1 tRNA gene and 2 rRNA genes (1 of these 3 running past the window's edge) are annotated in these 1,078 nt (G+C 56.0%); all 3 read left to right on the forward strand.

The annotated features are described in order from the left end of the window. Positions 1-645: ribosomal RNA gene (locus G0P99_RS15515) — 23S ribosomal RNA — on the forward strand (it extends 2,187 nt beyond the left edge of the window). A 194-nt stretch (positions 646-839) separates the two neighbouring features. Beyond that, positions 840-954, forward strand: a 5S ribosomal RNA gene (gene rrf, locus G0P99_RS15520). Between the two features lie 47 nt (positions 955-1,001). Continuing rightward, positions 1,002-1,078, forward strand: a tRNA-Met gene (locus G0P99_RS15525).

The following is a 1,078-nucleotide window of genomic DNA, read 5'->3' on the forward strand; positions in this document are numbered from 1 at the left end:
GTTTGACTGGGGCGGTCGCCTCCTAAAGCGTAACGGAGGCGCGCGAAGGTTGGCTCAGAGCGGTCGGAAATCGCTCGTTGAGTGCAATGGCAGAAGCCAGCCTGACTGCAAGACTGACAAGTCGAGCAGAGACGAAAGTCGGTCATAGTGATCCGGTGGTCCCAAGTGGGAGGGCCATCGCTCAACGGATAAAAGGTACGCCGGGGATAACAGGCTGATACTGCCCAAGAGTCCATATCGACGGCAGTGTTTGGCACCTCGATGTCGGCTCATCTCATCCTGGGGCTGGAGCAGGTCCCAAGGGTACGGCTGTTCGCCGTTTAAAGAGGTACGTGAGCTGGGTTTAGAACGTCGTGAGACAGTTCGGTCCCTATCTGCCGTGGGTGTAGGATACTTGAGAGGAGTTGCCCCTAGTACGAGAGGACCGGGGTGAACGGACCACTGGTGGACCTGTTGTCGTGCCAACGGCAGTGCAGGGTAGCTATGTCCGGACAGGATAACCGCTGAAGGCATCTAAGCGGGAAGCCCCCCTCAAAACAAGGTATCCCTGAGGGCCGTGGAAGACCACCACGTCAATAGGCCGGAGATGTAAGCGCAGCAATGCGTTCAGTTGACCGGTACTAATCGCCCGATAGGCTTGATCCGATCCAGTAACAGAAAGACTGATCAAATGGCCTCAAGTAGCGCTCCGCGCGGTAGGCCAAATCAAGAACCAAAAGCACCAAACAAGACATGGACAACACCCGATTGATGTAAAACCGAGCGGGAACAAGGGTTTGCTCCGCAAGCCCCCGCACGTCGCTCCTGAAACGCAGGATGCAACGTGAGTATTTGTTCGGTTTGGTGGTCATAGCGAGCGCAATACACCCGGTCCCTTCCCGAACCCGGAAGTTAAGTGCCTCCGCGCCAATGGTACTCGGGCTCAAGCCCCGGGAGAGTAGGTCACCGCCAAACCTAACAAATACTCACTTCTCTCTAACACGATCTCAAATACAAACCGGCGCGGGATGGAGCAGCCAGGTAGCTCGTCAGGCTCATAACCTGAAGGTCGTAGGTTCAAATCCTACTCCCGCAACCA

Origin of the sequence: Ruegeria sp. PrR005 (assembly GCF_010500245.1) — a bacterium.
GTDB classification, from domain to species: Bacteria; Pseudomonadota; Alphaproteobacteria; order Rhodobacterales; family Rhodobacteraceae; genus Ruegeria_B; species Ruegeria_B marisflavi.